The sequence below is a fragment of the Pseudomonas sp. DNDY-54 genome, assembly GCF_019880365.1.
Lineage (GTDB): Bacteria > Pseudomonadota > Gammaproteobacteria > Pseudomonadales > Pseudomonadaceae > Stutzerimonas > Stutzerimonas stutzeri_P.
This window is the reverse complement of sequence record NZ_CP082271.1, coordinates 632,622-650,636: the sequence shown is the minus strand read 5'-3', so window position 1 is coordinate 650,636 and position 18,015 is coordinate 632,622. Positions and strand designations below refer to the sequence as shown.

Sequence of the window (18,015 nt, the reverse complement as noted above, 5' to 3'; positions counted from 1 at the left end):
ATACTCCATTCCGACGTCCACAAACACCGCCAGTTCTTATGCCTATTCTCGAATCCCCCTATGTACGCCTCGATCTGATCCGCCAGCCGGAGCAGCCCAACGAACCCTTGCAGGCGTTCGATGCGGCGGACGAATACCTGTTGGCGCAGCTGCATGAGCAGGGTTTGCCTGCATCATCGCGGGTGCTGATCCTCAACGACAGTTTTGGCGCCTTGGCCTGTGCGCTGGCGGCGCAGGCGCAAGTGACCAGCAGCGGCGACTCCCATCTGGCGCATGTGGCGCTGGAAAAGAACCTGCAACGCAACGCCCTGCCGAGTGACGCGGTGGCCTTCGTGCCCGCCAGTGAGGCAGCGCAAGGCCCGTTCGACCGGGTACTGATTCGCGTCCCCAAAACCCTCGCCCTGCTGGAAGAACAGCTGATTGGCTTGCATGGCCAACTGGCGCCCGGTGCGCAGGTGGTCGCCGGCGCGATGATCAAACACCTGCCGCGGGCTGCAGGCGATCTGCTGGAGAAGTACATCGGCCCGGTGCAGGCTTCGCTGGCGGTGAAGAAGGCACGGTTGCTGTTCGCCACGCCAGCGCAAAAGCCAGCACCCACCTCGCCCTACCCGACGCGCTACCGCCTTGATCAGCCGGGCCTGGAGCTGATCAACCACGCCAACCTGTTCTGCCGGGAAGACCTGGATATCGGCACCCGCGCCTTTCTTCCGCATCTGCCCAAGGCGCTCGGCAACCTGCGTGTGGCAGACCTGGGTTGCGGCAACGGCGTGCTCGGTATCGTTTATGCGCTAAGCAACCCCCAGGCGCAGATGACATTGGTAGACGAGAGCTACATGGCAGTGCAGTCGGCACGGGAGAACTGGCAGGCGATCCTTGGCGAACGCCCGGTCGATATCCGTGCCGGGGACGGGCTGGCCGAGCAGCCGATGGATTCGCTGGATCTGGTGCTGTGCAATCCGCCTTTCCACCAGCAGCAAGTGGTCGGCGATTTCCTTGCCTGGCGAATGTTCACCCAGGCCAAGACGGCGCTCACCAAAGGCGGCGAGCTGTGGATCGTCGGTAACCGCCACCTGCGCTATCACCTCAAGCTCAAGCGCCTGTTCGGCAAGGTCGAGCAGGTCGCGGCGACGCCCAAGTTTGTCATCCTGAGGGCGATCAAGCCGTGAGCGAAGCGCCGGTTCGGCTGAGCATCCAACAGTTCGCCCAGCGAACCGGGCTCTCGGCCGACACCCTGCGCTACTACGAAAAGATCGGCCTGCTGCGCCACGTCGCGCGGGACGCGAGCGGCTTTCGGGTCTACGGCCCGCGTGATCTGGAGTGGGTCGGCTTTATCCTGCGTCTGAAGGACACCGGCATGGCGCTGGACGACATCATTCGCTACGCCGATCTGCGTGAGCGCGGCGAATCTACTCTCGCGGCGCGCCAGTCCCTGCTTGAAGCCCATGCCGCCAAGTTGCAAGCTCGCCTCGAGCGCGACCGCGAGCATCTGACCGCGCTGCAGGCGAAGATAGAGCTGTACCGGCAGCAAACAATTGCTTGACCTGGAGTCGACTCCAACCCTCAGCCTCTTCCTCTATCCAACCAAGAGGAACGCTTCATGCCTGCATCCACCCGCTATACCGAAGGACTGGCCAAACTCGAGCAAATCGACGGTGAGGCTGGGCGAAAGGTCATCGACAGCCTGCAAGCCATTGCGCCGGATCTGGCCCGTTACGTCATCGAGTTTCCGTTTGGCGATATCTACCAGCGCCCCGGGCTGGATCTGCCGCAGCGTGAGCTGGCGACCGTTGCAGCACTGACCGCGCTCGGGCATTGCCAACCGCAACTGGCGGTGCATATCCACGGCGCGCTGAACGTCGGCTGCACGCGTGAGCAGATCGTCGAAGTGATCATTCAAATGGCCGTCTATGCCGGTTTCCCTGCCGCGCTCAACGGCATGAGCACGACCAAGACGGTGTTCGCCGAGCGCGGGCTATTGCAGGGAATTGAATCCGGTGCGTGATTGCATACGCGCAGCGAACTCAGCCTGCGAGAGATCACGCCACGGTGGGCTAAAGCCCACCCTACAGGGCAAGCCACCGCAAGGGTCTGATACGTAGGGTGGGCTTCAGCCCACCAGAGACACCCTGTCTCGACTGCTGGCGAGCCAAAGCAAAACGCCGCTCGTCCATTCCGTTCGGCTTTCTGCGGGCAGATTGCCTCACAGCGCCACCGGGGCTGAATGCTAATCTGGCCCACTGCCCACCTTGCGCCTCGACCTGATGTCCACACACGCCAAACTCCTGCTCCGCCATCAGCGCCCTTTCATCAAGTTCTGGTTCGCCCGCGTGTTCACCGCCAGCGGCTTTCAGATGCTGGCGGTTGCCATCGGCTGGCACATGTACGAACTGACCGGCAGCGTGCTCGACCTCGGGCTGGTGGGCCTGGCCGAATTCTTTCCCCGGCTGCTGTTTATCCTCTGGACCGGACATGTCGCCGATCGCTTCGACAGAAGACGGGTCGCCGCGCTGTGTCAGGGCTTGCAAGGGCTGATCGCCCTGGCGCTGGTGATCGGCGTCGGTGGGCTCGGCGTGACACGGGAGATGATCTTCGTGCTGGCGTTTCTGCTCGGCACAGCACGTGCCTTTGAGGGCCCGGCGACCCAGGCGCTGTTGCCGAGCCTGGTGCCTGCCCAATTGTTTCCCGCGGCGGTCGCAGCTTCATCGTCGGCGATGCAGACAGCCACCATCGTCGCGCCCGCGCTCGGTGGGCTGTTGTTCGCCATCGGCCCCTTATGGGTTTATGGACCGGTCGCGCTGCTCTTCGCTCTGGCCTGCAGTTTGATGCTGAGCCTGCCGAAACGCCCGGCGCCGCCGAAGCAGACCGGCCCGGCGATGGACAACCTGCTCGCGGGCATGCGCTTCATTCGCAGCCGACCGGACATATTCGGCGCTATTTCCCTGGACATGTTTGCCGTTCTTCTCGGCGGCGCCACGGCGCTGTTGCCGGTGTTCGCCAAGGACATCCTGCTCACCGGCCCCTGGGGCCTTGGGCTGTTGCGCTCGGCGCCGGCGGTGGGTGCGCTGCTGATGTCGTTGTGGCTGGCGCGTTACCCCATCAACAAGCGAGTCGGGCGGGTCATGTTCGCGGCCGTCGGGGTGTTTGGCGTTGCGACCATCGCCTTCGGCCTGTCGACATCGTTCTGGCTGTCCATGGCCGTGCTGGTAGTGCTCGGCGCGGCGGACATGATCAGCATGGTGATCCGCGGTGCATTCGTGCAGTTGGAGACGCCGGACGCGATGCGCGGCCGGGTCAGTGCAGTCAACGGTTTGTTCATTGGCGCGTCCAACCAGCTCGGTGAGTTCGAGTCCGGCCTGACGGCTCACTGGTTCGGCACGGTACCGGCTGTGGTGATCGGCGGCGTCGGTACGCTGATCGTTACCGGCGTCTGGATGAAGTTGTTTCCGACGCTGGCCAATCGGGACCAGTTGCATCGGGATCTAGATTAACGTTGAAACGAGGCGGCATAACGTAAACGCCACGCGCTCCGCTTCAGGGTGGGGTTCGATGGTGGGCTGAAGCCCACCCTACATACTCACCCGACCGGTCCACGCCACAAACCTGAACCGCAGACCGTTGCGTGGGCCGCTTCAGCCCAACCCGAGAGCATCTTGTCGCTCCAGAGAGGTAGGCTGAAGCCCGCCCTACGGAACGCCAACGCCTACAACAGCTTATCCAGGGTGATCGGCAGGTCGCGTACGCGCTTACCGGTCGCGTGAAAGATGGCGTTGGCCACCGCCGCGCCCACCCCGACGATACCGATCTCCCCTACGCCCTTGGAGCCCAGCGCGTTGACGATCTCATCTTTCTCCTCCACGAAGATGACGTCTATCTCGCCGATGTCGGCGTTCACCGGGACGTGGTATTCCGACAGGTTGTGGTTCATGTAACGACCCAGGTTATGGTCGATCATGGTCTCCTCATGCAGCGCCTGGCCGATGCCCCACACCACGCCGCCGACAATCTGATTACCGGCCGTTTTGGGATTGACCACCCGCCCAGCCGCCACGGCGCTCACTGCCCGGCTCACCTTGACCGTGCCCAGGGTTTCGTCAACGCGTACTTCGATGAACACGGCCGAATGCGTGGCGGTCGAATAATCGTTGCGCTTTTCACCAGGTTTGACGCTCACCTCGGCCTCCAGCACACCGCTGACGGCCACCACCTCCTCGATTTCCACGCTGCGCGCGGGCGAGGCCTTCAGCCGCATCTGACCGTCCACAAACTTCACATCGTCGAGCTTTGCCCCCGTGAACGGGGACACGGGCGACTGCTGGGCCGCATCGAGGATTTTCTGGCGCAACCCGTCGCACGCTTGCTGTACCGCGCTGCCCACCGAAGAGACGGTCGCCGATCCGCCCTCTAACGGCGCCTGGGACAGGCTCGAATCACCCAGGCGAAACTCCACGCGATCCATCGGCAGGCCCAGGGCGGCGGCGGCAATCTGCGTCATCACCGTGTAGGTGCCGGTGCCGATATCCGACGTGGCACTGCTCACCACCAACCGGCCATCAGGCTCCATGCACGCCTTGGCGCTGGCCGGCATCTGCATGGCTTCCCACACACCCGTGGCCATGCCCCAGCCAATCAGTTGATCACCGTCGCGCATGGAGCGTGGCGCCATCGAACGGCGAGACCAACCGAAGCGCTCGGCGCCCTGCTCGTAGCATTCGCGCAGCGCTTTGCTTGAGTACGGTTTGTCCTCGTTTTCGTTGCGCTCGGAGTAGTTGAGCAGGCGCAGCGCCAGCGGATCGACATTCGCCGCGTAGGCTAATTCGTCCATCGCGCATTCCAGCGCATACACGCCGATGGTCGCGCCTGGCGCACGCATGTCGAGTGGGGTGTAGACGTCCAGGGGCACCAGTTGGTAATCCAGCGTTACGTTCGGGCACTGGTAGAGCATCCCCGACCATTCCACTTCATGTTCGGTAAAGTCCTCGAACGACGACGTTTGACCGATCGCCTGGTGGGTCAGCGCCTGCAACTGACCATTGGATGCGGCGCCGATCGAGAGGCGCTGCACGGTGCGTGGGCGGTAGCCAAAGGTGAACATCTGCTGGCGTTTGAGCGCAACGCGAACCGAGCGCTTGAGCTTGAGCGCTGCCATCACGGCCAGCGGCAGCTGGTATTGCGGACGTAGGCCGGAGCCAAAAGCACCGCCGACGAAGGGCGACAGGATGCGGATCTTGCCCTTCATGCCAAACACCTCTTCGAGGTAGCGCATGCAGTTCTGCACACCCTGGGTCTTGTCGTAGATTTCCAGGTTGCCTTCTGGCAGGTAATGAACCGTCGACGCGTGAGGCTCCATCGGGTTGTGATGTTCGACGGGTGTGGTGTACTCGAGATGGAGCTTGACCGGAGCATTGTGTAACGCGCTATCTGCATCACCACGGGGTGGCGGCAGCTCGGCCGGCGCCTTGTGCATGGTTTCCAGCTCGCTGAGCAAGTCGGTCCGATGGGGCTCAGCCACATACTCCACCTTCACCAGACTCCCGGCGTACCGGGCCAGCTCGAGGTTATCTGCGACGACCAATGCGACGGGCTGGCCGCTGTAGAGGATGCGGTCGTTGAACAGCGGGCGGAACGGCGAACCATCGGCAGCATCGTCGTCCTCGTAGGGCTCGTCGTAGCTGGCGACGGGCGGGCGATTCTGGTGAGTCAGCACCAGCGCTACGCCCGGCACCGCCTCGGCGGCGCTGGCATCGATGTTCACGATCCGACCACGCGCGATGCTGCTGTTCACCACGCTGCCATAGAGCAGGCCGGGGAGGTCGAACTCAGCCGCGTAATGCGCCTGGCCTGTGACTTTCAGGGGGCCGTCGACGCGGTCGAGGGGTTGGCCAAACGGGGAAGAGACGGGCTTCATTGGGCGGCTCCTTTGGCGGCGTCGGTCAGCGCACGAACGATGGCGCGCCGGCCCAGTTCGATCTTGAAGGTGTTGTGTTCGAAGCCACTGGCACCATGGAGCAGGCTGTCTGCCGCGGCGGTGAACGCGGCCTCGTCAGCCGTCTTGCCAACCAGCACCGCCTCTGCCTCGAGGGTGCGCCAGGGTTTGTGCGCCACGCCGCCCATTGCAATCCGGGCGTTAGCGATGCGGTCGCCATCCATTTCCAACGCCGCCGCCACAGACACCAGGGCGAAGGCATACGAGGCGCGATCACGCAGCTTGAGGTAGCTGCTGTGGGCGGAGAAATTCTGCGCGGGCAGCTCGACCGCGGTAATCAGCTCGCCGTCGCTCAGCGTGTTGTCACGCTCGGGCGTATCGCCAGGCAACCGGTGGAAGTCAGCGAAATCAATGCGACGCTCACCCTGAGGCCCCTGCACGTGTACCACGGCTTCCAGCGCCGCCAGCGCTACGCACATGTCCGACGGATGCACAGCAATGCAGGCATCGCTGTGGCCGAGGATGGCGTGGATGCGGTTCAGGCCGTCACGTGCGGGGCAGCCGCTGCCTGGCTCTCGCTTATTGCAAGGTGTGGTGCTGTCGTAAAAGTAATAGCAGCGCGTGCGCTGGAGCAGGTTACCGCCAGTGCTCGCCATGTTGCGCAACTGCGGCGAGGCGCCCGCAAGAATCGCCTGAGACAGCAAGGGGTAACGCTGTTGGACCAGCGGATGCCAGGCGAGATCGGAATTACTCACCAGCGCACCGATGCGCAACCCGCCGTCAGGCGTTTGTTCGATATCGGACATCGGCAGACGGGTAATATCGATCAGCTGCTCGGGACGAGTGACGTTTTCCTTCATCAGATCGAGCAGGTTGGTGCCACCGGCGATATAACGGCTGTTCGGTCGGAACAGACCAATCGCTTCGTCGATACCGCTTGGGCGTGCATAACTGAACGGATTCATGGCTTGACCTCCCGCACGGCAGTGAGGCGATCGCGGGTTTGCGGCATGGCTTCTTCTATCGCCGCGAGAATGTTCGGGTAGGCGCCGCAGCGGCATACGTTGCCGCTCATCTGCTCGCGCAGTTCGTCGCGGGTCTGTGCGTGGCCTTCGCCAACCAGGCCCACCGCCGAGCAGATCTGTCCCGGCGTGCAGTAGCCGCACTGAAAGGCATCGTGGCTGACGAAGGCAGCCTGCATCGGGTGCAGCTCCTCGCCGTTCGCCAATCCTTCGATGGTGGTCAGCGTGGCGCCGTCGTGCATCACCGCCAGTGTCAGGCAGCTGTTGATCCGCTTGCCGTTGAGCAGCACCGTGCACGCGCCGCACTGGCCGTGGTCGCAGCCCTTCTTCGTGCCGGTCAGGTGTAATTGCTCACGCAACAGATCAAGCAGGGTGGTCCACGGATAGACATCGACCTGGCGCTGCTGGCCGTTCAGCTCAAGGGAGATCGTGCAGGCGGCAATCCCGCTTGCAGGGGAAGACATATCGCTCATGGCAGTCTCACGGTTGGGGGCCGTCCGGCTCCTGTTCTGGGCAGGTTCGCCGACGACCTCAGGCATTGGGTGCGCTGTCCGTGCGTCTAGGTTTACGACTGCCCGAGCGACGAGAATGTTCAGCCGGGTGGCGAGCGGACCGACAGCGGCCAGCCAGTTGCAACCAGACGGCGAACCCGCATGCTGCCGCCGATACAGGCGGCCTCACCGGGCACGGGTTGAGGTCATTCGAGCGCTGCGATCCGCCAGGCCGTTTCAGGCGGGACGGCGGTCTGCGGGCCGATCGATATCCTGCAGCACACCTGGGTCGCCCACTTCGATCTCGGTGATCGAGGAGCCGACGAACAACGCCTGCGCGCCACGTTCTCCGTCCAGCGCGAGCAACTGATCAAGGTAAGCGGCACCAATTCCTCGCGGGTGCCCGCGCCGGCCGTGGCAGGTCGGCAGCACCAGTCGCTGCGGCTCGATCGCTGCAGCGACACGAGCGATGCTTCCTCGGCGCACGTAGGGCATATCGCCCAAGGCCACCAGCCAGCCGCGGCGAGCCGGGTGATAGCCAACCGCCTGCGCCAGGCTGTGCCCGAGGCCATTGCTGCGTACCGACAGGACCTCCGCACCGAACCCCGTGGCCACTTCATCGAGCCAGGCCAGCAGCGGCAGGTTATCGTCGCGGGTGACCACCAGCAGCCGCTCGGTGACGCCGCTCAACGCGGTCAAGGTTTGCGCCAGTACCGGCAACGACTCGGCGGTGGCGAGGCTGGGCGCGAGCAGCTTGTCCTCGTCGGCGTGCTCTCGGTAGCGGCTGCCGTGCCCCGCCGCCAGCACGATCGCGCAGACCCCCTCGGCCGGTTCAGGCACAGCGACGTTTCGCTTCGGCCTGCTCGCGCAGCGCACCGTTCTTGATCGCCACCACCTGTGCCATCAGCGACAGCGCGATCTCGGCCGGCGTGCGGCTGCCGATGGACAAGCCGATGGGCCCGTGCAGTCGATTAACCTCATGCTCACCGAGCCCAAGGGTGAGCAGCCGAGACTTGCGCTTCTCGCTGTTAACCCGCGAGCCCAGCGCGCCGACATAGAACGCCTCGGACTGCAATGCGGTGAGCAGCGCCATGTCATCCAGCCGCGGGTCATGCGTCAGGGCAACGATGGCGGTGTGGGCATCCGGCTCGATCGCCAACACGGCATCATCCGGCATGCCCGACACGAAGCGCACGCCCGTGTCGCTCCAGTCGTGGTCGTAGCCCTCGCGCGGATCGCAAATCAACACCTCGAACCCGAGCCCAAGCGCCAGGTCGGCGGTATAGCGCGACAGCTGACCGGCCCCAATCAGCAACAGGCGCCAGGTCGGACCGAAGGGGGCGCGCAGGGATGCGCCATCGAACTGCAGCACTTCGTTCCGGCTGGCCGGCGCCAGGCTGACGGCACCGCTGACCATATCAAGGCAGCGCACCAGCCGCTCATGATCGGCGCAGCGCTGCAGTAACTCATCGAGCCAGCTGACGTCGCGCAAGGGCTCCTCAAGCAGCCGCAGGGTTCCGCCACATGGCAAGCCAAACCGCGCAGACTCTTCCTTGCTGACGCCATAGGTGATCAGCTCACAGGCCATGCCACGGTCGGCAACAGCCTGACGGCGGGCCAGCAGATCGTCTTCAACACAACCGCCGGAGACCGACCCTTCTACGCGGCCATCATCACGCAGCGCCAGAAGCGCGCCCACCGGTCTCGGTGCACTGCCCCAGGTTTCCAGGACGGTATACAGCACCACGGCGTGGCCTTCGCGCAGCCAATCGCGTGCGCGCCGCAGCACCGCCAGATCCACACTGTCCATCCGCGTCCTCTTCGATTCGGTCGATGTGCCGTTCAGAACCGGCATGCCTTCAATGACTGGCCATGATGGTGGATAGTTCGCAGCGTCATGCATGCAGGCGCTGACCATGCGACGCCCCGTATCGGCGGAACCCACCGGTCACGCAACGGAAAATTCAACCGGATGCGGGGCCGGTGTAAGATGCGCGGCTTTTGCGAGCAAGGCCCTTATGAGCTTTGCTGTAGCGAGCGAAACTGCCCTTAGAGGCAGACGATGCCCAACCGCCAGCCCTGACCGGCACACTCGAGGATTGACAATGCTGGAGAAGCTGTTTCAACTCAAGGCGCACAACACCACGCTGCGCACCGAGATCCTCGCCGGTCTCACCACCTTTTTGACAATGGCCTACATCCTGTTCGTCAACCCGAGCATCCTCGCCGAGACCGGCATGGATCACGGCGCGGTATTCGTCGCGACGTGCCTCGCCGCCGCCATCGGCTCGGCGATCATGGGCCTGGTTGCCAACTACCCGATCGCCCTGGCACCGGGCATGGGGCTGAACGCCTTCTTCACCTACACCGTGGTCCTGACGATGGGCTACACCTGGCAGACAGCGCTGGGTGCGGTGTTCCTATCGGGTGCGATCTTCTTTCTGCTGTCGATCTTCAAGATCCGCGAGTGGATTATTCACAGCATTCCGCTGGCACTGCGTTCCGGTATTGCCGCGGGCATTGGCCTGTTCCTCGCGATCATCGCGCTGAAGAATGCCGGCATCGTCGTCGACAACCCGGCCACGCTCGTCGGCCTGGGCGACCTCACCGCCGGCGGCCCGCTGCTGGCCTGCCTGGGTTTCTTTCTGATCGCGGCGCTGGCCTATCGCAAGATTACCGGCGCGGTGATGATCGGCATTCTGGTGGTTACCGGGCTCTCGATCATCCTTGGCCTGTCCGAGCTCAACGGCGTGGTGTCGATGCCACCTTCGCTGGTTCCAACCTTCATGCAATTGGACATCATGGGCGCGCTGGACATTGGCCTGCTCAGCGTGATCTTCGCCTTCCTCTTCGTCGACCTCTTCGATACGTCCGGCACCCTCATCGGCGTCGCGCAGAAAGCCAACCTGCTGGATAAGGACGGCCGCATGCCACGCCTGGGCCGCGCACTGCTGGCCGACAGCACCGCCACCATGGCCGGCGCCGCGCTCGGTACCTCAACCACCACCAGCTACATCGAATCGGCAGCCGGCATCAGCGCCGGTGGCCGCACGGGCCTGACCGCCTGCGTAGTCGCCCTGCTGTTCCTGCTCAGCCTATTCTTCGCGCCGCTGGCCGGCGCCGTGCCGGCCTACGCCACTGCACCCGCTCTGCTGTTCGTCGCCGTATTGATGATGAGCAGCTTGGCCAACATCGACTGGGACGACCTGACCGTTGCCGCACCGGTCGTGATCGCTGCCCTGGCCATGCCACTGACCTTTTCCATCGCCAACGGCATCGCCTTCGGCTTCATTGCCTGGACCGCGATCAAGCTGCTCGCCGGCCGCTGGCGCGACCTGAGCCCGGCGATGTGGGTCCTGTCGATTCTATTCGTGATCAAGCTGGGCTGGTTTGCCGGCTGATGCCGCCAAGGGCACGATAACGCGTTCACCATCCACCTGCCGTGCGGTAACGGTGGATGGCTGAAGCGCCCGCTGCGCGCCCCGATCCACCCTACGTTTTATCTGCCTTCCAAGAGTCTTGATGAGTGTCGTAGGGTGGGCTTCAGCCCACCAAAACAGCCCGGAGCGGGACCAGACCGCTCCTGACAACCACAGCTGACGACCGTACAATCCGCGCTCTCCGGTTGCGTAGGGTGGATGACGCTTTTTTCATCCACCCTTCATACGGAGACGGTGGATGGATGAAGCGCCAGCTGCGCGCCCCGATCCACCTTACGATTCATCAAATTCCCCAAGAGTCTTCATGAGCGCTCCGCAATTCGACCCCGCCACTTACGACGCCCAACTCGCCGAGAAAACCGCGCGGCTGGTTGAGCTATTGGCACCCTTCAACGCGCCCGCGCCGGAGGTCTTCGACTCGCCACGTGAGCACTATCGCCTGCGCACCGAGTTCCGCCTGTGGCGCGAGGACGGCCAACGCCACTACGCGATGTTCGAGCAAGGCGACAAGCACACGCCCATTCTGATCGATGAGTTCCCGATCGCCAGTCGCCGCATCAATGAGTTGATGCCGCAGCTCAAGGCCGCCTGGCAAGCCAGCGAAACGCTGAGTTTCAAGCTGTTCCAGGTCGAATTTCTGACGACGCTTTCCGGTGATGCGCTGATTACCCTCGCCTATCATCGTCCGCTGGACGACACCTGGCAGGCCGAAGCCGAAGGGCTCGCGGCGAAGCTTGGCGTAAGCATCGTCGGACGGTCCAAGGGCAAGCGCATCGTCATCGGCCGGGACTATGTGACCGAGCAGTTGACCGTTGCCGGCCGCGTCTTCAGCTATCGCCAACCGGAAGGCGCCTTTACCCAGCCCAACGGCGAGGTGTGCCAGAAGATGCTGAACTGGGCGTATGACGTCCTTGGCGAGCGCACCGACGATTTGCTCGAGCTGTATTGCGGCAACGGCAACTTCACCCTGCCTTTAGCGACCCGTGTCCCTAAGGTGCTGGCCACCGAGATCAGCAAATCTTCGGTGAATGCCGCGCTGTCCAATCTCGACGACAATGGCATCGACAACGTTACCCTGGTACGCCTGTCCGCCGAAGAGCTGACCCAGGCACTCAACGAGGTGCGGCCGTTCCGTCGCCTGGCCGGGATCGACCTGAAGCGTTACACCTTCGGCAGCGTGTTCGTCGACCCGCCACGCGCCGGCATGGACCCGGACACCTGCGAGCTGACGCGCCGCTTCGAACGTATCCTTTACATCTCCTGTAACCCCGAAACGCTCGCGGCCAACATCGCCCAACTGCACGACACCCACCGCATAGAGCGCTGCGCGCTGTTCGACCAGTTCCCCTACACGCACCATATGGAGTCGGGCGTGTTGTTGGTCCGCCGCTAGGCTGAGCACGGCTTGGCGGCCTCGTGCCGCGCCAACGGCGTAACGATCAGCTCAGTAAATCGCTGAACGCGAGATAACCAACGGGCTCGCCTTCGGCCACTGTGCGATTGCACTCAACGATCGCCAGCCCATCGGCCCAGCTGGCCGAGCTCAACATCGCCGAGCCTTGACCCGGGTGCAGACAAACCCGCGTTTCGCCAGCAATGGTTTCCAACCGGGCCCTCAGATACTGCCGACGGCCGTTGGCCTTGGACCAGGTAAAGCCTGCTGGCAGCTGGACTGTTGTGGGCAACACGTCACGCTGCCCCTGAGCGCGGAGGAGGAACGGCCGCGCAACCACCAGCGATGTGATCAAGGCAGCAGCCGGGTTGCCCGGCAAACCGATCCAGGGTTTGCCGCCCACTTCGCCAAAGGCCAGCGGTTTACCTGGCTGAATCGCCAGCCGCCAGAGGTGCAACTCCCCCAGCTCCCGAATCGCGTGTTTGAGGTGATCTTCCTCACCCACCGAAACGCCACCGGAGGTGATCAGCACATCCATCTCGGCCGCACCCAGAGACAGCGCATCGCGGCTGGCCGCCAGCTCATCGACAAGGACTGGATAATCGTGCACCTCCAGTCCCAAGCTGCGCAGGACACCAAGCAGGCTGTAGCGGTTGGAGTTGTAGATCTGACCAGGCGCCAGCGGCTCGCCCGGTTCGCGCAGTTCGTTGCCGCTCGACAGCAACCCGACGCGCAAGCGCCGGTACACGGCCACCCGATCGACACCAAAGCTTGCCAGTACGCCCAGCTCCTGTGGCCGTATGCGCTTGCCCGGCTCAAGCACCAGGCTTCCCGCCTGCAGTTCCTCACCCTGGCGACGTACATGATCCCCTCGCCTTACGGATGGCAACCAAACCTGGTCGCCCTCCACCCGGCAGCGCTCTTGCGGGACGACCGTGTCGGCACCCGGTGGTAACGGCGCACCGGTGAAAATCCGCACCGCGTGCCCGGCTGGCAGGGTCACACCGGCATCATCGCCGGCAGCGATCCGCCCGGCCAACGGCAACGAGCCACCGTCAGCGGACAGGTCGGCGGCACGCAAGGCGTAGCCATCCATCGCACTGTTGTCCCAGGCTGGTACGGCGAATGGCGCGACCAGCGGTTCAGCCAGCACGCGTCCTAACGCATCCCCCAATGCCATGTGTTCGATCGGGGGTGGCGCAGGTACGCGGGCCAACAGCTCGCTTATCGCCTCGTCGACGGGTCGCAGGCCTGTACTGTCGCAGCCACAGACACTCATGGCTGGCACCAGCGGAGCGTCAACGCTGGAACCCGCATAAGCGTTTGGCACACCGACGCCGGAACATCGCTGGCACTCGGGGTAAAGCGGGATCGCCGGAACCAGCGCGGGAAAGGATGGGGCATAGCGCATTGACTCCACAGAGCGGTAATCGGGCCGAGTCGATGTGGCCCGCTGAATGATCCGCTCACCCTAGCCGCTTCACGCGAGCCATGCACCGGCATGCGACCACGGGTCGCTGCTGTCTGTGTTGCGCCGCTTCGGCGCGCTGGCAGTTATCTGCCGTTGACGTGGAAAGCGACCCGATGACCAGTGGCATGGCATTAGAAGCGGCAGTTTTGTATCTCGCGTGTGGTTTGGCAGAGCTCCGAGCCGCGCCCCAGAACACCGAGCATGTGGTCCGCCAGCTTGAACACGCCACCGCTCAGTGGCGTTTCGCCCGCGCGGGCGTCAACCTGGCAGACGCTTCACGCTTCGTACCGACGGCCATCGTCACGACCCGCGACTCGCTGCTGCGCAAGACGGATCGGCTGACCGGGGGCTTTCGGAGCAGACGACGCTCGCTGACACCGCGAGCGCATGGGTTTAAACGGAAGGATCACCGCGACGGAACGGCTGCGGCGCGACACCCGCCGGCGGCTCCGCGCTTGGCGGCGTATCGCCAACTTGAAATGGTTTGGGCGGTTCGCTGGCGAACCGCCGCGTAGCGGGTTCGATACGCTCAGGCTCGGGTTCCGTTCTAGCCCGGATCAGGATCAAGGCCGCACCTGCCAGTACCGCCGCCAGCACACGATACAACAATGAAGCCAAATCAAATCCAACCAGAGATCCACCATCGAGCCACAAGGATCCCAGCCGCCCGGCGACCAGCGCCAGCATGGTGATCAACACCATGACCAACCCCGCCCTGGCATGCTCCGGTGCACGCATGGCCCAGAGCAGAAACAGCGCCAGGCCCAACTGCATACCGCCGTAATAGACGCGCATATGGCTGACAGAGGCGGTTTCCATCAGGAGCATCCCGTTCAGATTGGCCATCTCATAAGGACGCAGCCAATAGGCAAGGCTGAAACCAATCATGATCACAGCCTGGATGACCAGAACGAAACGGGCAAAACGCATCGAAAACTCTCCTGACAGCGGCTCCGCACCACAATGGTCATCCGACCGAAACGGCTTACATTGGTTCGCCCTGGAAGGCGTAGCAACCTGTGACAATCGTCCACCGGCTGATGCTTGGGCCAGCAGTCGCTCAGCGCTATCCTGCGACCCATCTGTTGGAGGAACGCTCATGCGCCGTCTGTTACTCGCCACTACCCTTTTCGCCAGCCTGGCTCAGGCCGCCGAACCCATTGCCATCGATGTTCATCGCGACGCCAACTGTGGCTGCTGCACGTCGTGGATCAAGCACCTCGAAGAGAACGGCTTCCAGGTTAACGACCATGTCGAAACCGATATGGCTGCGGTGAAAGCACGTCTCGGTGTGCCGCATCGACTCGGCTCGTGCCATACCGGTGTGATCGATGGGAAGTTCGTGGAGGGCCATGTTCCTGCCGCCGACATTTTCAAGCTTCGCGAGCAACCTGATCTGATCGGCGCGGCGGTGCCTGGCATGCCCGTGGGTTCACCCGGCATGGAGATGGGCGATCGGCAGGATGCTTACAAGGTAGTCGGCCTGAACAAGCAGGGCGAAGAGTCCGTGCTGGCCACCTACCCGGCGAAATGACCGAAATAGACGACGCGCTAGGTTGCGGCTGAATTAGCAGACGCAGGCACGGGTCTACCCTCCAGTAATTTCTGGTGAGGACTCGGACATGCGTTGGAAGAAGGCACGTCGCAGTGACAACGTGGTGGATGCGCGGGGCCGCAGCGGCGGTATTGGTCGGGGACGCCTAAGTCTGGCCGGGGTCGCCATCGTGGTGGTGATTGGGCTGATTTCCGGTCAGGACCCGATGCAGATTCTCGGGCAACTGGCAAATCAGACCGGTTCGGCGCCCACCCAGCAGAGCGACACCCCAGCGCGTAGCGATGATCCGCAGGTGGCTTTTGTCCAAGCGATCCTGGGCGATACCGAAGACACCTGGCGCGCATTGTTTCAGCAATCCGCCGAGCAGTACCGGGACCCGACACTGGTGCTCTTCCGCGGTGGCGTAAACTCCGCCTGCGGTTTCGCCAGCTCTGCGGTCGGCCCCTTCTATTGTCCGGGCGACCAGCAGGTGTATCTCGATCTTCAGTTCTTCGACGAGATGGCTTCACGCTTCTCGGTCGCCGGTGATTTCGCGCAGGCTTACGTCATCGCGCACGAGGTCGGTCATCACGTTCAGACGCTGCTGGGCGTGTCGCAGCAGATGCAGGCCGCTCGCCAGCGCGGCGCCCAGATGGAGGGAGACAACGGCTTACTGGTTCGTCAGGAGCTTCAAGCCGATTGCTTCGCCGGCGTCTGGGCCTACCATGCCCAGCAGCGTCACGACTGGCTGGAAGAGGGGGATCTGGAAGAGGCGCTGAATGCCGCCAATGCCATCGGTGACGATCATCTGCAGCAGCAGAGCCAGGGCCGTGTAGTGCCGGATGCGTTTACGCACGGCACATCGGCGCAGCGGGTCCGATGGTTCCGCGCAGGCTTCGAAAGGGGTGAGCCGGCGCGCTGCGACACGTTTCAGGCAAGGCGCCTCTAGGCGCTCAGCCCGCGGCGGTCACCCAACTGTAGACCGGCGCGTCAGTGCCGCTCTGCACCTTCACCTGAGCGCTGTGACGCAAACGTACCAGCAGCCGCTTGCCGGCCATTGCGCTACCACTCAGTGCTTCGAGCTCAGCTAACAGCTGCGGTCCCTCCATGCGCCCCGCTTCGCGCAATAGCTGTTGCGCGCCAAGCCAGAGGTCATCGGACCCGGCCTCCACGGGTGCTTTCGCCGCCTGCACATTGGCGCTCAACGGCAGCTGACGCGCCAACTGCACCCAATCCTGATCATCCATTTCGACACTGAGGTCTACCGGCCAATCGCCGACATGGCCACGAATTCGAATCATCGTTTGCTCTCCTGAAGACCGCAACATCCTCCCATGGCCCTTACCCGCTGGCCAGCAACAACTAACTTTTGTTATAACGTAACCCACCCTGCCCTATGGAGTTCGTTATGCGCTTTTTGTTGCTGGCCCTGCCCTTCGCCCTCCTCCCTGGTTTTGCGCTGGGCGCCGAGCATCACGATCATGACCATGCCCAACACAATAGCCTCGCCACTCATGAGCATGGCGCCGCCGAACTGGACGCTGCCCTCGATGGCTCCACATTGGAGATCGAGCTGCGCAGCCCGGCCATGAACCTGGTGGGCTTCGAACACACGCCCGGCAACGAAGCGGAGCGACGCAAGATCACCAATGCCCACGATCAACTGGAGATACCCGACCCTCTCTTGGGTCTACCGGCGGCAGCCGGTTGCACGCTAACTACAACAGAGCTGGAGAGCGCTTTGTTTGAAGACCATGCTGACGCGCACCCGGACGACCACGAAAGCGGTCACAGCGAAATCCATGCGCATTACCAGTTTGATTGCGCTACACCCCAAGCACTAACAGAGATCAACCTACAGGGCTGGTTCAAAGCATTCCCAGGCACCGAGAAAATCCAGGCACAGCTGATCGGACCGAATGGGCAGCGCGGTGCGCAACTTAGTCAGGGTCAACCCCGCGCTGAGTTCTGATCCGACCTCCGCCTGCCGCAGACGCAGTAAACTCCCGGCTCGCCTCGAACGGACCCACCAATGACCGCACCGCTGCTTGAACTCCACCAATTGGGTTTCGCCTGGCCTGCCCAGGCTGAGCTGCTCGATATTCCAACCTTTAGGCTCGAGCATAACCAGAGCCTGTTTCTCAAAGGGCCGTCGGGCAGCGGCAAAACCACATTGCTCGGTTTGATCGGCGGCGTGCAAAAGGCCAAGCGCGGAACGGTTCGCTTACTCGGAACAGATCTCGCAGCGCTTTCCGCCGGTGCACGGGATCGGTATCGCGTCGATCACACGGGCTATATTTTCCAGCAGTTCAACCTCCTGCCCTTTCTTTCAGTCGCCGAAAACGTCGGCTTGCCTTGTCATTTCTCAGAAAGCCGCGCCGAACGCGCCCGACAGCGGCACGGCAGCGTTGCGCAGGCAACGGCGAGCTTGTTGTCGCATCTGGGCCTGTCTCAGAACCTTCTCGGTCGACGCGCCGACGCTTTGTCCATTGGCCAGCAGCAACGCGTCGCGGCGGCGCGCGCATTGATTGGTCAACCTGAACTGGTGATTGCTGACGAACCCACCTCGGCATTGGACACCGACGCTCGTGAGGCTTTTCTGCAGTTGCTTTTCGCCGAATGCCGCGAGGCCGGCTCGAGCTTGCTGTTCGTCAGTCACGACCAGAGCCATGCGTCGCTGTTTGACCGAAGCCTGTCGCTGGCGGATTTAAATCGCGCCGCCCGCGCGCCGGAGCTCTAGG

Annotated in this window: 18 protein-coding genes; 10 read left to right on the top strand and 8 right to left on the bottom strand. The window is 63.3% G+C overall.

Features of this window, described 5'->3' with window-relative positions; translation table 11 throughout:
- Nucleotides 1–38: 38 nt before the first annotated feature.
- The 4 genes from K4O48_RS03145 to K4O48_RS03130 all read left to right on the top strand — a co-directional run bounded on the left by K4O48_RS03145 (nucleotide 39) and on the right by K4O48_RS03130 (nucleotide 3,488).
- Complete coding sequence (locus K4O48_RS03145) at nucleotides 39–1,166, top strand: methyltransferase (RefSeq protein WP_222910695.1); 1,128 nt, start codon at nucleotides 39–41, stop codon at nucleotides 1,164–1,166.
- A complete protein-coding gene (locus K4O48_RS03140) occupies nucleotides 1,163–1,540 on the top strand; it encodes a MerR family transcriptional regulator (RefSeq protein ID WP_222910694.1) in 378 nt (125 codons plus the stop codon). The genes K4O48_RS03145 and K4O48_RS03140 overlap by 4 nt, the downstream gene beginning before the upstream one ends.
- 57 nt (nucleotides 1,541–1,597) lie before the next feature.
- Entirely contained in the window at nucleotides 1,598–2,002 is a 405-nt protein-coding gene (locus tag K4O48_RS03135) for a carboxymuconolactone decarboxylase family protein (RefSeq protein ID WP_222910693.1), read from the top strand.
- Between the two features lie 259 nt (nucleotides 2,003–2,261).
- Nucleotides 2,262–3,488: an MFS transporter gene (locus tag K4O48_RS03130; protein WP_222910692.1), complete on the top strand. Its 1,227-nt coding sequence runs from the start codon at nucleotides 2,262–2,264 to the stop codon at nucleotides 3,486–3,488.
- A gap of 212 nt (nucleotides 3,489–3,700) precedes the next feature.
- On the opposite strand, the gene K4O48_RS03125 is transcribed toward K4O48_RS03130, so the two are convergent.
- From K4O48_RS03125 to K4O48_RS03105, 5 genes are all read right to left on the bottom strand, one after another.
- The gene (locus K4O48_RS03125) at nucleotides 3,701–5,905 is read right to left on the bottom strand and encodes a xanthine dehydrogenase family protein molybdopterin-binding subunit (protein ID WP_222910691.1); all 2,205 of its coding nucleotides are present in this window, start codon (nucleotides 5,903–5,905) and stop codon (nucleotides 3,701–3,703) included.
- Entirely contained in the window at nucleotides 5,902–6,888 is a 987-nt protein-coding gene (locus K4O48_RS03120; protein WP_222910690.1) for a xanthine dehydrogenase family protein subunit M, read from the bottom strand. Before K4O48_RS03120 ends, K4O48_RS03125 begins: the two co-directional genes overlap by 4 nt.
- Nucleotides 6,885–7,418 (bottom strand): (2Fe-2S)-binding protein, encoded by a 534-nt coding sequence (locus tag K4O48_RS03115; protein WP_404439781.1) that lies wholly within the window; start codon nucleotides 7,416–7,418, stop codon nucleotides 6,885–6,887. Before K4O48_RS03115 ends, K4O48_RS03120 begins: the two co-directional genes overlap by 4 nt.
- Nucleotides 7,419–7,673: 255 nt before the next feature.
- A complete protein-coding gene (locus tag K4O48_RS03110; RefSeq protein ID WP_222910688.1) occupies nucleotides 7,674–8,276 on the bottom strand; it encodes an NTP transferase domain-containing protein in 603 nt (200 codons plus the stop codon).
- Nucleotides 8,269–9,246 carry an XdhC family protein gene (locus K4O48_RS03105; protein WP_222910687.1) on the bottom strand — a complete coding sequence of 326 codons (978 nt, stop codon included), beginning with the start codon at nucleotides 9,244–9,246 and terminating at the stop codon, nucleotides 8,269–8,271. The genes K4O48_RS03110 and K4O48_RS03105 overlap by 8 nt, the downstream gene beginning before the upstream one ends.
- Before the next feature lie 295 nt (nucleotides 9,247–9,541).
- On the opposite strand from K4O48_RS03105, the gene K4O48_RS03100 reads away from it, so the two are divergent.
- On the top strand, nucleotides 9,542–10,837 hold the full coding sequence (locus tag K4O48_RS03100) for an NCS2 family permease (protein WP_222910686.1): 1,296 nt from the start codon (nucleotides 9,542–9,544) through the stop codon (nucleotides 10,835–10,837).
- 343 nt (nucleotides 10,838–11,180) lie between these two features.
- Nucleotides 11,181–12,269: a tRNA (uridine(54)-C5)-methyltransferase TrmA gene (gene trmA, locus K4O48_RS03095; protein WP_222910685.1), complete on the top strand. Its 1,089-nt coding sequence runs from the start codon at nucleotides 11,181–11,183 to the stop codon at nucleotides 12,267–12,269.
- A gap of 46 nt (nucleotides 12,270–12,315) precedes the next feature.
- Here the strand turns inward: trmA and glp are convergent, their stop codons facing one another.
- Both glp and K4O48_RS03085 read right to left on the bottom strand, forming a co-directional pair.
- A complete protein-coding gene (glp, locus tag K4O48_RS03090) occupies nucleotides 12,316–13,548 on the bottom strand; it encodes a gephyrin-like molybdotransferase Glp (protein ID WP_222911966.1) in 1,233 nt (410 codons plus the stop codon).
- Nucleotides 13,549–14,133: 585 nt separating this feature from the next.
- A complete protein-coding gene (locus tag K4O48_RS03085) occupies nucleotides 14,134–14,670 on the bottom strand; it encodes a DUF4345 domain-containing protein (RefSeq protein ID WP_222910684.1) in 537 nt (178 codons plus the stop codon).
- A 169-nt stretch (nucleotides 14,671–14,839) separates the two neighbouring features.
- Between K4O48_RS03085 and K4O48_RS03080 the strand changes: the two genes are divergently transcribed.
- Entirely contained in the window at nucleotides 14,840–15,274 is a 435-nt protein-coding gene (locus tag K4O48_RS03080; RefSeq protein WP_222910683.1) for a DUF411 domain-containing protein, read from the top strand.
- Nucleotides 15,275–15,362: 88 nt separating this feature from the next.
- Nucleotides 15,363–16,223: a neutral zinc metallopeptidase gene (locus tag K4O48_RS03075; protein ID WP_222910682.1), complete on the top strand. Its 861-nt coding sequence runs from the start codon at nucleotides 15,363–15,365 to the stop codon at nucleotides 16,221–16,223.
- Nucleotides 16,224–16,227: 4 nt separating this feature from the next.
- Here the strand turns inward: K4O48_RS03075 and K4O48_RS03070 are convergent, their stop codons facing one another.
- Nucleotides 16,228–16,575, bottom strand: a complete 348-nt coding sequence (locus tag K4O48_RS03070) for a hypothetical protein (RefSeq protein WP_222910681.1) — start codon at nucleotides 16,573–16,575, stop codon at nucleotides 16,228–16,230.
- A gap of 107 nt (nucleotides 16,576–16,682) precedes the next feature.
- Here K4O48_RS03070 and K4O48_RS03065 point away from each other — a divergent pair, with 107 nt between their 5' ends.
- Together K4O48_RS03065 and K4O48_RS03060 are read left to right on the top strand one after the other, a co-directional pair.
- Nucleotides 16,683–17,246, top strand: a complete 564-nt coding sequence (locus K4O48_RS03065; RefSeq protein ID WP_222910680.1) for a DUF2796 domain-containing protein — start codon at nucleotides 16,683–16,685, stop codon at nucleotides 17,244–17,246.
- Between the two features lie 60 nt (nucleotides 17,247–17,306).
- Entirely contained in the window at nucleotides 17,307–18,014 is a 708-nt protein-coding gene (locus K4O48_RS03060) for an ABC transporter ATP-binding protein (RefSeq protein ID WP_222910679.1), read from the top strand.
- The last annotated feature ends 1 nt before the right edge of the window (nucleotide 18,015 follow it).

Excerpts from the sequence above, each read along its gene's own strand:
- K4O48_RS03070 (WP_222910681.1), bottom strand. The coding sequence starts at position 16,575 with ATGATTCGAATTCGTGGCCATGTCGGCGATTGGCCGGTAGACCTCAGT.
- glp (WP_222911966.1), bottom strand. The coding sequence starts at position 13,548 with ATGAGTGTCTGTGGCTGCGACAGTACAGGCCTGCGACCCGTCGACGAG.
- K4O48_RS03060 (WP_222910679.1), top strand. The coding sequence starts at position 17,307 with ATGACCGCACCGCTGCTTGAACTCCACCAATTGGGTTTCGCCTGGCCT.
- K4O48_RS03080 (WP_222910683.1), top strand. The coding sequence starts at position 14,840 with ATGCGCCGTCTGTTACTCGCCACTACCCTTTTCGCCAGCCTGGCTCAG.
- trmA (WP_222910685.1), top strand. The coding sequence starts at position 11,181 with ATGAGCGCTCCGCAATTCGACCCCGCCACTTACGACGCCCAACTCGCC.
- K4O48_RS03105 (WP_222910687.1), bottom strand. The coding sequence starts at position 9,246 with ATGGACAGTGTGGATCTGGCGGTGCTGCGGCGCGCACGCGATTGGCTG.
- K4O48_RS03075 (WP_222910682.1), top strand. The coding sequence starts at position 15,363 with ATGCGTTGGAAGAAGGCACGTCGCAGTGACAACGTGGTGGATGCGCGG.
- K4O48_RS03085 (WP_222910684.1), bottom strand. The coding sequence starts at position 14,670 with ATGCGTTTTGCCCGTTTCGTTCTGGTCATCCAGGCTGTGATCATGATT.
- K4O48_RS03135 (WP_222910693.1), top strand. The coding sequence starts at position 1,598 with ATGCCTGCATCCACCCGCTATACCGAAGGACTGGCCAAACTCGAGCAA.
- K4O48_RS03100 (WP_222910686.1), top strand. The coding sequence starts at position 9,542 with ATGCTGGAGAAGCTGTTTCAACTCAAGGCGCACAACACCACGCTGCGC.
- K4O48_RS03125 (WP_222910691.1), bottom strand. The coding sequence starts at position 5,905 with ATGAAGCCCGTCTCTTCCCCGTTTGGCCAACCCCTCGACCGCGTCGAC.
- K4O48_RS03145 (WP_222910695.1), top strand. The coding sequence starts at position 39 with ATGCCTATTCTCGAATCCCCCTATGTACGCCTCGATCTGATCCGCCAG.
- K4O48_RS03120 (WP_222910690.1), bottom strand. The coding sequence starts at position 6,888 with ATGAATCCGTTCAGTTATGCACGCCCAAGCGGTATCGACGAAGCGATT.
- K4O48_RS03130 (WP_222910692.1), top strand. The coding sequence starts at position 2,262 with ATGTCCACACACGCCAAACTCCTGCTCCGCCATCAGCGCCCTTTCATC.
- K4O48_RS03065 (WP_222910680.1), top strand. The coding sequence starts at position 16,683 with ATGCGCTTTTTGTTGCTGGCCCTGCCCTTCGCCCTCCTCCCTGGTTTT.
- K4O48_RS03115 (WP_404439781.1), bottom strand. The coding sequence starts at position 7,418 with ATGAGCGATATGTCTTCCCCTGCAAGCGGGATTGCCGCCTGCACGATC.